Origin of the sequence: Kineococcus deserti (assembly GCF_050871945.1) — a bacterium.
In the GTDB taxonomy this organism is placed as follows: Bacteria; Actinomycetota; Actinomycetes; order Actinomycetales; family Kineococcaceae; genus Kineococcus.
Window position 1 is genome coordinate 1 of record NZ_JBJLSI010000012.1, and the last position, 13,090, is coordinate 13,090.

11 protein-coding genes and 1 pseudogene are annotated in these 13,090 nt (G+C 67.5%); 9 read left to right on the forward strand and 3 right to left on the reverse strand.

Going from position 1 to position 13,090, the window contains the following annotated elements:
* Positions 1–379: 379 nt before the first annotated feature.
* Positions 380–646 (reverse strand): annotated as a pseudogene (locus ACRYR2_RS11445) (integrase core domain-containing protein); the annotation flags it as partial.
* Between the two features lie 1,095 nt (positions 647–1,741).
* Here ACRYR2_RS11445 and ACRYR2_RS11450 point away from each other — a divergent pair.
* The 7 genes from ACRYR2_RS11450 (at position 1,742) to ACRYR2_RS11480 (ending at position 10,640) form a co-directional block, all read left to right on the forward strand.
* On the forward strand, positions 1,742–2,122 hold the full coding sequence (locus ACRYR2_RS11450; RefSeq protein WP_432562994.1) for a hypothetical protein: 381 nt from the start codon (positions 1,742–1,744) through the stop codon (positions 2,120–2,122).
* 233 nt (positions 2,123–2,355) lie between these two features.
* Positions 2,356–2,712 carry a hypothetical protein gene (locus ACRYR2_RS11455; RefSeq protein ID WP_432562995.1) on the forward strand — a complete coding sequence of 119 codons (357 nt, stop codon included), beginning with the start codon at positions 2,356–2,358 and terminating at the stop codon, positions 2,710–2,712.
* Positions 2,713–3,109: 397 nt separating this feature from the next.
* Positions 3,110–4,183, forward strand: a complete 1,074-nt coding sequence (locus ACRYR2_RS11460; RefSeq protein ID WP_432562996.1) for a PDDEXK nuclease domain-containing protein — start codon at positions 3,110–3,112, stop codon at positions 4,181–4,183.
* 6 nt (positions 4,184–4,189) lie between these two features.
* Positions 4,190–5,731 (forward strand): hypothetical protein, encoded by a 1,542-nt coding sequence (locus ACRYR2_RS11465; protein ID WP_432562997.1) that lies wholly within the window; start codon positions 4,190–4,192, stop codon positions 5,729–5,731.
* A gap of 262 nt (positions 5,732–5,993) precedes the next feature.
* Complete coding sequence (locus ACRYR2_RS11470; protein WP_432562998.1) at positions 5,994–6,221, forward strand: KTSC domain-containing protein; 228 nt, start codon at positions 5,994–5,996, stop codon at positions 6,219–6,221.
* A 761-nt stretch (positions 6,222–6,982) separates the two neighbouring features.
* A complete protein-coding gene (locus ACRYR2_RS11475) occupies positions 6,983–9,277 on the forward strand; it encodes a KAP family P-loop NTPase fold protein (RefSeq protein WP_432562999.1) in 2,295 nt (764 codons plus the stop codon).
* Positions 9,278–9,941: 664 nt separating this feature from the next.
* The gene (locus ACRYR2_RS11480) at positions 9,942–10,640 is read left to right on the forward strand and encodes an HU family DNA-binding protein (protein WP_432563000.1); all 699 of its coding nucleotides are present in this window, start codon (positions 9,942–9,944) and stop codon (positions 10,638–10,640) included.
* A gap of 306 nt (positions 10,641–10,946) precedes the next feature.
* Here ACRYR2_RS11480 and ACRYR2_RS11485 read toward each other — a convergent pair whose 3' ends face one another.
* Together ACRYR2_RS11485 and ACRYR2_RS11490 are read right to left on the reverse strand one after the other, a co-directional pair.
* Positions 10,947–11,201 carry a type B 50S ribosomal protein L31 gene (locus tag ACRYR2_RS11485; RefSeq protein ID WP_432563001.1) on the reverse strand — a complete coding sequence of 85 codons (255 nt, stop codon included), beginning with the start codon at positions 11,199–11,201 and terminating at the stop codon, positions 10,947–10,949.
* Complete coding sequence (locus tag ACRYR2_RS11490) at positions 11,201–11,407, reverse strand: hypothetical protein (RefSeq protein WP_432563002.1); 207 nt, start codon at positions 11,405–11,407, stop codon at positions 11,201–11,203. Before ACRYR2_RS11490 ends, ACRYR2_RS11485 begins: the two co-directional genes overlap by 1 nt.
* A gap of 216 nt (positions 11,408–11,623) precedes the next feature.
* Here ACRYR2_RS11490 and ACRYR2_RS11495 point away from each other — a divergent pair, with 216 nt between their 5' ends.
* Together ACRYR2_RS11495 and ACRYR2_RS11500 are read left to right on the forward strand one after the other, a co-directional pair.
* Positions 11,624–12,118, forward strand: a complete 495-nt coding sequence (locus ACRYR2_RS11495; RefSeq protein ID WP_432563003.1) for a DinB family protein — start codon at positions 11,624–11,626, stop codon at positions 12,116–12,118.
* A gap of 193 nt (positions 12,119–12,311) precedes the next feature.
* On the forward strand, positions 12,312–12,968 hold the full coding sequence (locus ACRYR2_RS11500) for a chemotaxis protein CheB (RefSeq protein WP_432563004.1): 657 nt from the start codon (positions 12,312–12,314) through the stop codon (positions 12,966–12,968).
* Positions 12,969–13,090 lie beyond the last annotated feature (122 nt).

Consider the following 13,090-nt stretch of genomic DNA (forward strand, 5'->3'; position numbering starts at 1 on the left):
CTCGGCGCTGCGCGCCTCGCTCCAGAACGGGTCGCTGAAGCGACCCGGGTTTCCTCGCTGCGCTCGGAAACTGCGCTCGCGCTACGCGCTCCCGCCGCGACTATCGTTGCACCGCAGTAAGTTGCAGCGTCTGAACTTCGTACCCCCTCGCTGCGCTCCGGGGCCCCCGATCACCGACTAACTCTCTCCCGGAGTTTCGCCTCGCTGCGCTCGGGCGAAACTCCTCAGCCCTACCGCTTGAATTTCACGCCGCTGCGCGGCTAGATCAGTACCGCAACCTACGCCCTGAACAAGGCGTGGCTCCCCTACTGAGTGCAGGCGTCAGTGTTTGTCATAGTCGGGGGAGGCTGAACCGTTCTGGGGTCACAGGAGGCGGGGTTTAGGCCACTGATGCTACCAGCTGATCGTCGTTTCCTCCGATGCTGCAACGGGTCTGCTCGAACGTGGCGGGCCGAACGTGCCTGATCGAGGAGTGCCGACGCTCCTGGTTGAACCACCGCACATACTCCGCAGTTTCGACCTCGACGTACTGCCGGCCCCGCCACGAACCGGCGATCTGGTGGATCAACTCGGCCTTGTACAGCCCGATCGTCGACTCCATCAGCGTGTTAGCCAACGCCTCGCCGACCGTTGCGATCGAGCCCGCGTCCGCTTCAGCGGTCTGCACCCAGCTGCGCAGGGTCGCCGGGTTGATGCCGAGCACAGCGCCGACGTGCTGACGGCCCTTCAGCTTCAAGCCGGGTGGTCGACCAGGTACTCGCGGTACAGGCAGACCACCCGGTCACCGGTCTCCTCGTCGAACTCGCGGGGTGCTGCCACGGCTCCAGTCTCCTCTTGTTCGATCAGAGCCTTCGCTACATCCAGGACGGTTCACCCCCGGCTTGGGCCTCCACACTATGGCTGTGCCTGTTGGCCCGATCGATGGGCAACAGTTGCCGGCCACAAGTCGCCGGACTCTAGGGCATGGGATCAAAGGGATGGGACCGACGAAGTCAGGACACGGCCGGCGGTGGGTGCTTGCTCGCAACGCATGACCTGCCGGCCGACGACATTGACGTAAGGGGCGAGGAAGCATCCGATGCCCATCGCGGTGCCTGGATCCTCGCCTGCGTCGGTCAGGAGCATCACCGGCCCGCGAGCGCCGGGGCCGGTGATGAGGTAGTAGCCGGGAGGTGGGTCGCGGGGACGGGGTTGGCGTAGCTGGCTGGCTGGTGCCGGGTCGCCGGGGTGTGATCCGCTGGCGGTGAGCTCGTGCCGCGAGCGCTGGTTGCTGGGCAGGGGCCAACGTCTGGCAGAGAGCTCATCGATGGTGATCGATGAGCCTAGGCGCCACGCCTGTGCCCTCATGGCCTTTGTGCCCTCGCCGGCGGTGTCCTCGAGCCCGACGTTCTCACGGCCCACGTGATGGTGATCGAGTGCTCAGTCGAGTCCAGTCGAGTCCTCAAGAGCGCGTGGCCGGCACCGCCGTGGTGGTGACCGTTCGGCATCGGTGGCCGGTAGGGCTCAGAACTGTGACCGGGCCCGGCACACCGGTGCCATCGGTGCACCCGTGTGGCACGCTGGACCCAGATGACGACGAGCGAACAGGACGACTCTTCAGCCCCATGACGTTGCGGCTCGACGACCCTGCAGCCACCAGGACGTTGCACTTGTTGGGACGTTGCAGCTGCTGGGACGTTGCACCTCCCGGGCTGTAGGTCGCACCACTGAACCGCCATCTGCAGCAGGCAGGAGTGATGACGTGTCCCGGATCAACGCATACCGCGTCGGCACCGTCACCCTGACCTCCTTCGCCACCCATGCCCTCCTGCCCTTGCTGGTCCTGCTGGCCGCGGTGCCGGCTGCCGCACTGTTCGACTACCTCGCCGGCTACCTCGCCGGCGACGCCGCTGAATCGGCTGGCGGTGCTGCTCACCGTCACGATGAGCAGCTGCAAGACCTCCAGCGTCACCTCGCACAGCTGCAGGCCGCACAGCGCAGTGCCGCCACCCTCCCGCCGTGCGCCCCGGTGCCCCCACCGGTCGGTGAGCCCGTTCCCGGCCCCGGGACCGGCTCCCCCATCAGCGGTGGCCACCTGGCCACCCTGGCCCGGCCCCCCGCAGACCCACACCCCAGCAGCTGACACCGCAGCAGCTAGTACTAAAGCTCAGTTGCAGCCCAGCGCTCTCGCGAGCGCCGCAGGGCCTAGACCGACTCACTCGCCGCAGGGCTAGAGCGCGAAGCCCCCTTCAGGTCATCACCGCCGTCTCATCTGCGCACCGCAGCGGCGCACCCCGTCACCCAGTGGCACCCCCACCCCGGGCCCTATGACACACCCGCCCGGGGCCCCTTCGCCCCTTCCATCGGAGACCTTCCATGACCCAGACCCCCGCCTCCGTGAGCGCCGCGCACCTGCACACCAGCAACCCCGATGACGCCGGCGTGGACGTCACCGACCTGGCCCAGGCTCGCCGCAAGACCGAGGGTGACGTGGAGGACCTGGCCACCCGCGCCGCCCGGGCCCGCCAGATCAACGCCCACCGCGCCACCTACGCCGCCGCCGCCGTGCACCGGCACGGCCAAGTCAGCCGCAGCGACGCCGACGGCCTCCCGGAAGCCCTGGTGGAACTGCTGGCCGACCTGCACCACCTGTGCGACAGCTGCGACATCGACCTGGCGCCCCTGTACCAAGCCGCCGTCCTGGTCCACGCCCGCGAAACCCACGCCGCCTAAGCAGCCCCCTCACGTCAGGCCCATCACCTCGAGACCCGCCCGCCCTTGTCCTGTGATGCAGACCCCGCTACCTCTGCTCCTGCTCACCTCCGGCGCCTGCCCAGGCCCCGCGGCCCAGGACCCAATAGGCTCGATTCAGGTCCTCACCCCATACGTAGCACTGCTTGACATTTTCGTGTGATCTTGAGATAATCCTTGACATCACCCCGTAGTGGCCCATAGCCCGCGGGGTTTCGTCATCTCCAGGGTCTTTTTGCAGGACTTCCCGCCCCAGCCGACCACATCCGGATGCGCCCCTACCGCCCACTACCTGGCCACCCAGCGCCTGATCACTCAGCACCTGATCACTCCGCACCTGATCACTTCGCTGTCCGAGCCGGGCGGCAGGATGCAGCCCGTGCCCGCACGCGATCTCCAGCACCCCGCACCCGACCCCAGCGATCTGCCTGCTGACCTGCCGGAGGGCTACGCCGAGCTGCTCGAACAGCTCAAGGCCCGCGTGGCCACCGCCCGCGTGCGCGCCGCCCGCGCCGCCAACACCGAACTGCTCCGGCTGTACTGGTCCATCGGGCACGACATCCTGCAGCGTCAGCACGACGCCGGCTGGGGGGCCAAGGTCATCGCCCGCCTAGCTGATGACCTCCGTGAGGCCTTCCCCGACCAGCGCGGCTTCTCCCGCCGCAACCTGCAGTACATGCGCGCCGCCGCCGCGGCCTGGCCCCAGGAGGCCGACTTTGTGCAACAGGCCGTTGCACAATTGCCCTGGGGCCACCTCACCGTCCTGCTGGGCCGCCTGGATGAGCGCGCCGTCCGCGACTGGTACGCCACCCAGGCCCTGCAGCACGGCTGGTCCCGCGACGTGCTGGCCAACCAGATCGACTCCGGCCTGCACACCCGCATCGGCACCGCCCCCTCCAACTTCACCACCCAGCTGCCCCAGCCCGACTCCGAACTGGCCCAGCAGCTGACCCGCGACCCTTACGTCTTCGACCACCTGGCCATCACCGACCGCGCCAGCGAGCGGGCCATGGAACAAGGTCTGGTCGAGCGCCTGCAGCAGACGCTGACCGCCTTCGGGCACGGCATGGCCTTCGTCGGCCGTCAGGTCCGCTTCACCGTCGGCGACGAAGAGATGATCATCGACCTGCTGCTGTTCCACATCCCGCAGGTCCGCTACATCGTCATCGAACTGAAGATCGGACGCTTCAGCCCCGCCTACACCGGCCAGCTCGGCGCCTACGTCGCCCTCATCGACGACCGCCTGCGCGATGAGGCCATCCACGCCCCCACCGTGGGGATCCTGCTGTGCAAAGACCGCGACGAACAAGTCGTGCGCTACGCCCTGGCCGGCGCCCCGGCCCCCATGGCGGTGGCCACCTACACCTACGACACCCTGCCCCCCGACCAACGCGCCGGACTGCCCGATGCGGCCACTTTGACTGCTGCCATCACCCCCCGACAGGCGGAGTGAGCTGTTATGGCCTTGGGCATCTTCCGTAGCTTCAACAAGGAGAAAAGTCCGCTCTCCTACCATCTGCGTCAGCGCTTCCTGCGCCCAGCCGAGCGCCAGGTCGAACAGATCCCGCTGGAGGAGTTGACGGACCCCGGCGCCTTGGCGCACCGCCTCGCCGAGCAGTACAGGGTTCAGCCCCCAACGTTGCACGGACGTGAGGCCGCGCGCGACGGCGACGACGGTGAGCCTCGCCCCACTGGCACCGCAGCTGTGCGGCTACCCACCACCCGCTTCTACGTCGCCATTCAGGTCACCGGCGAGGTAGAGCTGCTGGAGTGGTGGCCAGACACACTGGGCGCGAACCTGTCCCCGGTCGACCACGGGCTGGGCGAGTGGATTTCCCCCGCCCCTGGCACGCCTTTCGACGCCGCTGAGGCATTGCGCCGCCACCGGGCTTTGCTCGCGCAAGACCTGTGGACCATCGGGCGCCGCAGCGACCCCGGTCCCTTGGCGCTATACACCTTCCTCGATCTGACCGACGACGAGCTCGACGAGCTCGCCACAAACGGGCGGGACCTGAGCGCCGAGGTTGATGAGTCCCTGATGGTGATCAAGCCGATCGTCGAGGCCATCGCCGCGCAGACCCGCGCTTTCTTCGACACTGAGATGCCGCGGCATCTGCAGCAGCTGATCGAGGCCAGACGCCGACACCTGCAGGGCCGACGTCGGGCGGTGCGCAGCTTGATTTGGCCGACGGGCTGGAAGTACGACTCCCCTGCACTGACCGCGCTACCTGGCACACCTACCCCCAGCCCCGAGGCGGGGGCTAACACCCACCCCATGCTCATCCCCCGATCCACGCCCGCGGGGCAATCCGGACCTGATTTCGAGCAACAGTCCAGGGCGGACGAGGCAGCGCATACCTTGATCGATGAGTCCGCCTCGGTTGACGACACCTTGGTCCGCGGTGTCGCGGTTCGCGACGTCGCCCTCGGGCTGCCGGCCCGGTTGGCCGATGCGTCCTTCACTGACCTGCTGCGCACGATCCGGGTGTGGGCCGATGCCGTGCACCGCCACCCCACCGCCTACGTGCGATTGGCAGAAGAACGCATCAGTGACCTGCTGGCCGCCACCCTCAACGCCGCCCTGCCCGGAGCCCAGCGCGAGGTCTACAGCCGCAGCGGCAAGACCGACCTGTACGTGCGCGCCGACGTGCTGGCCACCGGAGCAGCCCCCGCCAAGGTCTTCATCTGCGAGTGCAAGCGCTGGAGCGGGCCCAGCCAAGTTGCCGGCGACCTCGACCAACTGCTGGGCTACCTCGACGGCACCGACACCGCCGCGGTCCTGCTGTACATCGTCGACCGCACCCGTCCCCACCTCGTGCACGAGGCCGCTGCCGCCAAGCTGCGTGAGCGGCCCGAGTACCGCAACGATGAGGAGTCGATCGTGGACGGCTGGCCGTTACTGAACTTGCAAACCCCAACCGGCCGCGTCCGCCTATGTCTGGTCTTCCTCGACCTGCCTGCCACACGCTCCGCCGCAGACCACAAAGCCAGGCGGCAGTAAGTCGCACCTTCACGCATCGGCTACTGGGTGAGCAGATGCAATGCGACGTAGGCGGTTAGTCCGCACGGGTGAACTTTGGCGATCGTCGTGACAAGCGTCGCGCATAACCTCGTGAGGACACGAGGTTATGCGTGACGCCTTGTCCGGGTCTAGAGCCGTTCCGGTGAACCCTGGACCTCGAATTTCCTATGCCGCCATAGTCATCGTGCACGCCACAGCCACGAGGACTCGCCCGTCGAGTCGCACCTCCGAGGAGGCCCTGTTGAGCAACATTCAGTGGACCCACGTTCACTCGTCTCGCATCACGGCCGAGGCCTACGACGCCGTCAAGCAGCGGATTTACGTGCGCTTTCCCGACGGAGTCGAGTACTGGTACGGCAACTGCACGCCGGAGGTCTGGGCGGACTTCACCGCACCCGGGCAATCGCGCGGAAAGTACATCGCCGCCCACCTGGATGAGAGACCCAGGGGACACCTCAATCGTCGATGAACTTCGCCGCCACAGTTCGCGAACGCGCTTCCGCAGTCTCTGTGCAGTGCTGCAGGTCAGTTGCTGCGCAAGGCCCAACGCTGACTGCGGGTCGCCGACCTACGCGCCGCCGCGGGGTACTAGCGATCGAGACGCTCGGTCACGACAGCAGCTACAGCCGCGGCTGGAAGTGCACCGTCGGCGATAGAGACCGGCGACGGTGAGCAACAGTCGCCGTCTGGCGCACCGCGGCCTTCGGGCAGATCCTCCCCGGCGGCCCTCATGCCTTGCTCCCCGACGAGCGCTGCCAAGATCACTCGAGTACGCAGCAAACGCAGCCGACAGAGCGGTCGTGACCGATCCCGTCACGACCTCGCAGTCCTCGCCGCCTTCCAAGGCGGGGAACACTGTCTGGTATGGGCTCGGCGTAAGAACGATGGCACCCTGTTCCACCTGCGCGACGGTCAGGCCACAGCAGTCAGAGCTTGGGCCAAGGAGCATCTGGAATGCTTCATGCCCGAGTGCGCCGACCGCCGGCTGACCACGGTCGCTAGTGGCGAGCTCGGCCTCCGCCGACGGCGCCCCATCACTGGCCGAGCCCGCGGAAGCTTGACTGGTCTGGCGGAGGCCATCGCATCGTCAAGAGCCCCACCGTGAGCCTGAAGCCCTCGCGTCACACCTCGGTGACTGACACCAGAAGTGATGCGTTCATCTGACTGCTCGCGCATGATCAACGTGCCCGCCTAGCCTGACGGTCCGCAGCCACTGAAGGAGTCCCAGCCGTGTCTCAGCCCTCTTACCAACCGCGACTGCTTTCTGATGAGCCCCTCGACGCTGATGCCGCAGCTACCGATCAGCTGGGACGCGGACGCTTGGCAGCACACCTTCAGGTACTCCTCACACGTTTGCGCCGCCAGCGCGCTTCAAGCGTCGTCGGGCTCGTCGGTCCATGGGGATCGGGCAAGACGAGCGTGTTGAACCTGCTGCAACAGCGTCTGCACGCAGGCAACGCGGGTGAGCGCGACGGCTGGATCGTCACATGGTTCACCCCCTGGCTGTATAGCGACGCCGAAACTTTGCAGCGCGGTTTCTTCGCCGAGCTCCGGCAGGCGATGCCAGCGGATACGCGCTGGCGTGAAACCCGCACCCAGCTGGCCAAGGTTGCCAACGCGCTCACTCCGCTAGCTGCCCTGGCCCAGGTCGGCGGCGTCAACGGCGAGAAGCCAGCAGAGATGCTGCGGGACTGGATCGCCGGAGACACCAGCGTCTCCGCTACCCACCGGCAAGCCGCCGACGCGCTGGATCGACTTGATCAGCCCATCCTGGTGATCCTGGACGATCTCGACCGCCTCGAAGCGCCCGAGCTGCTACTGACCATCAAGCTCGTGCGAATGATCGGGCGCCTGCCCAACGTGCATTATCTACTCAGCTACGACGAGCAAACCCTCGTCGACCTGCTCAAACACACGTCCCTCGTCGGCGACAACGACCAACGAGCCCTGGACTACCTCGAAAAACTTGTCCAAGTCCGGGTCGACCTCCCCGCCCTACGTCCCTACCAGCGCACCACCCTGCTCACGACAGCTCTCAACGCTGTCCGCGACGAGCGCTACGCCCCCTTGACCAACGAGCAGGCCCAGCGCCTACGAACTCACCTCCACGAACACGGTCTCTTGCAGCGCCTCGACAGCCCCCGCACGATCAACCGAGTCATGGGACAGATCGACGCCTTCCACGGCCTACTCGACGGAGAGGTCGACTTCGTCGACTATCTCGTCATCACCTGGCTGCGGACCGAGGAACCGCGGGTCTACCGCATGCTGGAGCAATACCGTGACCAACTGTTGGGCCAATCCCACGAGCAACTCACCCGACGGCTAGCTGCCTCCACCCGCGACTGGACCATCGTCCAGCAGCGGTGGCGTCAGCGCATCACCGACGCAGTCGCCGACCCAGCCAACAGCGACTCCATACTGCAACTTCTTACGTCTCTCTTCCCCGTCTTGCAGGCCGAGTTGACAGGCAACCTGCCGAATCCTCAAAGTACCAACTCGATCGCGCAACGGCGCGGTGTGGGCCACCCCTACTACTTCGACCACTACTTCAGCTTCGGAGTGCCCGAGGAAGGGCTAGCCGACACCGTCGTCCGCGACGCACTCACCGCCCTGAGCGGGCACCAAGAAGTCGATGTCATCGAAGGCAACGACAACACCGACGGTCCCGATGACCCCGCCGTAGCGACCGTCCGCGCTGAACTACACGGCGACGTCGAACGAGTCACCTGGAAACTGGAGCACTACCTCACACCCGGGCATCCGGCCACCACAGGGCTGCTCGACCTCGTCGCCCACGAGTTCGGCCGTCTCAACGACGGCGAAGTTGGTTTGCTCTTGAGCCGGCGCAATGTGGTGGAAGGCTTCATCTATCGGCTCCTGGCACGCACCGATCCTTCGGACGTTCTTGCCTTCACTGATCGACAACTGGCCACCGACGACGGGCTCCGATTGATGGGCATCGTGGCCCGCATTGCCCGTCCCAACAATGACCCGATCGACTCCACCGGAGCGCTGCACACTGCACCGCCGTGGAGCGAGGAGGTCACCCGCCGAACCGCCGCCGCCTACGCCGTCCGCCACGAAACGGATCGCACGCACACCTTGGACGTCTTTGACCGAGTCGGTGTAGGCCGTTGGTACTCCTGGTGGTCCCTGGATTCCAGCGCCGCTGCCACCTGGCTGCGAGAGCAGGTGCAGACGGGGCGATGGGACCTGTGGAGTGTCCTGGCCACCTGGATCGGCACCCGACGTATCGTCGGCGCCGACGACGCTCCCGCCCGCGTCGCTGAACTCGACGACCACCTCGTAGAGCAAGTATTTGGTATCGACTGGGTCCTGGAGAAACTTCACAGCAGAATTACTGCGACCACCGCTCCAGCAGTCCACTGGGGCGAGGACCTACCTGACACCCCAACGAACCGCGACCGCGTCGTCCTCACCACCCTTCAGCACTGGGCACACCAGCGCGAGGCCGCGACGCCCTCAACTTCTGCTGCTGATGACGACGCCAGTGCACCATAGCCAGCCGCCGGCTCCGTTCCGACCGGCGATGACCACGTGGCGCACCCGCAACCCAGTTCAGCCGCCCCGTTACCTCCCGGGTGGTGGCGATAGCCGGGCCCGGCGTGGCCGCGGGCCTCACCGGTGCGTCCTGGCTCTGGATCGCCACGACCACCACGGTCCCGGCGCCAGTCAGCGGTCTCCTCGTCATGGCGTCGCCGGTCACCCCGACGACGTTGCGCGGGACGCCTGGGCACGCAACGGGACGGTCGGCTGGTCTGCCCAACCACCGCGGCATCTCCCGCAACGGTAGACCCGCAGGCGCGCTCCCGGCCACCCACCTGCGCGTGACAGCTCGACTGCGTACTGGCCAACACCAACAGGGGCGCGATGCGCCTGCGGTAACGAACCGCTGCACGCACACACGAAGCGCCCTAACCCCGCGATGCAGCGTGGACCCGAGGTGAGCGCGCCTCGCCCCCCAGCGCGCCAACGCCTTGGGCAGTGCGTCAAAGCTGCTTGCGCCACGCCGACACCGAGCCGGAGCGCAGCACCGGACACCGCCGGTCGTAGCGTGGTCCTCCCAGGCTCCTGCCTGACCCGCACCACGCGGACCTCACGCGGACGCCGCGCATCCCCTCCACCCACGTCGCCCCCTATCGCGTTTCGCACAAGGAGCCCTCTGGTGAACAAGACCGAACTCGTCGATGCCCTCGAAACCCGCCTGGGCGGACGCAGGGAGGCCCTGGCCGCCCTGGAGGCGGTCCTGGAGGTCATCACCCTGACCGTGGCCAAGGGCGACAAAGTCACCCTCACCGGCTTCGGCACCTTCGAAAAGCAGACCCGCAACGCCCGCACCGGACGCAACCCCCGCACCGGCGAACCCGTCAAGATCAAGAAGACGTCCATGCCGCGTTTCCGCGCCGGCACCGCCTTCAAGGCCGTCGTCTCCGACACCAAGACCCTGCGTGCCTACCAGGCCGGCATCAAGGAACGCGCCGCCAGTGCCAACGCTGCCGCCAGCAGCAGCACCGCGGCGGCCACCCCCAGGACCGCCGGCACCAAGACCACCACCACCGCGAGGGCAACTGCTGCCAACAAGGCAGCCAAGAAGGCGGGACCCGCCCGCACAACCACGGGTACGGCCACCAAGCCAGCCACCACACCGGCCGCCGCGACGCGCCCCCGCACGATCACCAAACCGGCCGCCACCACAGGGACGGCGACAGGGACGGCGACGGGGACGGCAACCAGGGCCACGAAGAAGGCAGCCTCGGCCACCCCCAGCACAACCCGCGTCACCAACGCAGCGACCCGCGCCACCGCGACGAAGACCTCCGCGGCCAAGAAGGGGACCACCGCCCGGGCGGCGAAGAAAGCCTGACCGGCCAGACATCTAGCCCCGGGCAAGACCTCACCGGCGGGAAGCCCCAGCCAGGCAGAGATAAATGATGGCCCCCGCACCCTCGGGGGGGGTGCGGGGGCCATCAGCTGCCGGCTCGGGGGACCGCAGTGCCAGGCGACACCCAAGTCCGAGCCGAACCGGCGCCACACCTGGACCGCAGCACCGCCGCCAGTGACCTGACCGGCGCCAGCGGCGCGACCCGCTACGTCCCATCCCGGGGACCTCGACTGAGCCCTGAAGCAGGCCAACGGCATATCACCAGCTCACCGGCGGCTCAGCGGCGACTCAGCGGCGGCCGTAGCGGCGGCGGAACTTCTCCACGCGCCCCTCACTGTCCAGCACACGGGCATTCCCGGTCCAGAACGGGTGACTGGCCGAGGAGACATCCACATCGAAGACCGGGTAGTCGTCCCCGTCCTGCATCGTCAACCGCGGCAGACCATCGCGAGCACTCAACGTCGAGCGCGACAAGAACGTCGTGCCGGCGGACTTGTCGCGGAAGGCGACCAGACCGTAGGCGGGGTGGGTGTTCGACTTCATCACAGCCTCCGAACGTGCTCAGTGCGGAACTCGCCTACCTGAGAACCCTTCTCGACCGCATCCTGTTCCCGGCCCACCACCCGCGAGCGCCGGACACCACCCACCCGCGAGCGCGCCGGCACCACCTCGCCTGCGGACGCCCACTCGAGCGCCCGCGACGTACGGCACATGGCGATGTCCGGGTGCAAGCCGAGCACGACGATCACCCGCATAATGACGATGACCGCGTCTTTTGATCTCCCACGCAGTGCCGATGAGCGAACATGCCTGCAGGCGGTCTCAGCCGGCTCATCGACATTGGCCACAGCCCTCGATCACGACCTCGAGCCGCAGCCGCAAGTGGGTGCTCGCGACGCAGGCGCACGACGGCTGGCTCTCAACCCGCGTGCTTGACAGCAGGGCGCGGAGCTAGGTTTTCTTGCATGGCCGAGACACAGCGCGAGCCCGTGCCCAGAGTCGACACCGGCGAGCTCGAGACAGCCCTAGCGTTCTTGGACTTCTCCCGCTCCTGCATGTTGAAGAAGGCCGCGGGGCTTTCCGATGAGCAGCTGCAACGAGTGCTGGTCGACAGCGGCACCTCGATCCTCGGCTTGGTTCGACACCTCACCATGTCGGAGCGCTGGTGGTTCGGCTACCACCTGCTGGGGCTGCACAAGGATCACGAGTGGGATTTCGAGATGACCCTGCCCGTGGGGACTCCCGTGCGGGAGGTGCTTGAGGACTACCGCGCCGCCATCGACGAGAGCAACGCGGCCATCCGGTCGGTGGGTGACCCGACCGCACCGTTGGCGCGGCAGGTCGACGGCGAACGGCTCAGCGTCCGCTGGATGCTTGCGCACATGGGCGCTGAGGTTGCGCGGCACGTCGGGCACGCCGACATCCTGCGCGAGCAGCTCGACGGCACCACCGGCCGCTAGCCCTTCGCTGAGATCGTCCCCGAGCTCACTGATCGGCCGCTCCAGCCTCGATCTCCTGATCGCTGGCGTCAGCGCCAGCGCGCGAAGACGCACGGTCATCTCGTCGTGCGGGACGTCGTCGACGTCCCGGTCCTGGCGAAAGGCGCGCGTCCAGCGGAGATCTCCCCAGCCCCTGCCGTCCTAAGGTGCGGGGATGCTCGAACCCACGGGTAGGCATCACGCGATCACCCAAGCCGGTGACCCGACCAGCAGCCAGGTCAGTGGCCAGGTCAGTGGCCCGGTCATCGCCCTGGTCTGCTCCGCAGGCGGGCTCAAGCCCCTCATCGAGATCCTCGCTCACCTGCCCGGCGATCTGCCCGCCGCCCTCATCGTCATCCAGCACCAAGACCCCCGCAGCCACAACCTGCTGGCCCACGTCCTGCAACCACACACCGACCTGGCCGTACGCCCCGCCGAAGACGAGATGCTGCTGCACCCCGGAGTCGTCCACCTGCCCTCAGGGGGTCAGCACCTGCTCGTCAGCGCCGGGCGGCGCCTGCTGCTCCTGCCCGCCGGCCCCACACCCCCACCCCGCCCCAGCGCCGACCTGCTCCTGACCTCCCTGGCCCTGGCCGTCGGGCCCCAGGCCATCGCCGTGGTCCTGTCCGGAGGCGGCAACGACGGCGCCACCGGAGCCACCGCCATCCACCGCTGCGGCGGACTGGTCATCACCGCCACCGAAGCATCCAGCGCCCAGCCGGACATGCCCCGCGCCACCGCCGAACGCGACCACATCACCGCCCACGTCAGCGACCCCACCGACATCGCCGCCCTCCTGATACGCGCCGTGACCACTGCCCGGCCGGGGTGAGGAGTCGAGGACCCGCGACGGCACCAGCCCCAGCACCTGATGACAAGAAGACGGCAAGGAGGGGGCAAGGAGGGGGCAAGGAGGGGGCAAGGAAGCGAACGATCCGCGGGTCATGGCGCTCT

Excerpts from the sequence above, each read along its gene's own strand:
- ACRYR2_RS11455 (WP_432562995.1), top strand. The coding sequence starts at position 2,356 with ATGACCCAGACCCCCGCCTCCGTGAGCGCCGCGCACCTGCACACCAGC.
- ACRYR2_RS11465 (WP_432562997.1), top strand. The coding sequence starts at position 4,190 with ATGGCCTTGGGCATCTTCCGTAGCTTCAACAAGGAGAAAAGTCCGCTC.
- ACRYR2_RS11485 (WP_432563001.1), bottom strand. The coding sequence starts at position 11,201 with ATGAAGTCGAACACCCACCCCGCCTACGGTCTGGTCGCCTTCCGCGAC.
- ACRYR2_RS11495 (WP_432563003.1), top strand. The coding sequence starts at position 11,624 with ATGGCCGAGACACAGCGCGAGCCCGTGCCCAGAGTCGACACCGGCGAG.
- ACRYR2_RS11500 (WP_432563004.1), top strand. The coding sequence starts at position 12,312 with ATGCTCGAACCCACGGGTAGGCATCACGCGATCACCCAAGCCGGTGAC.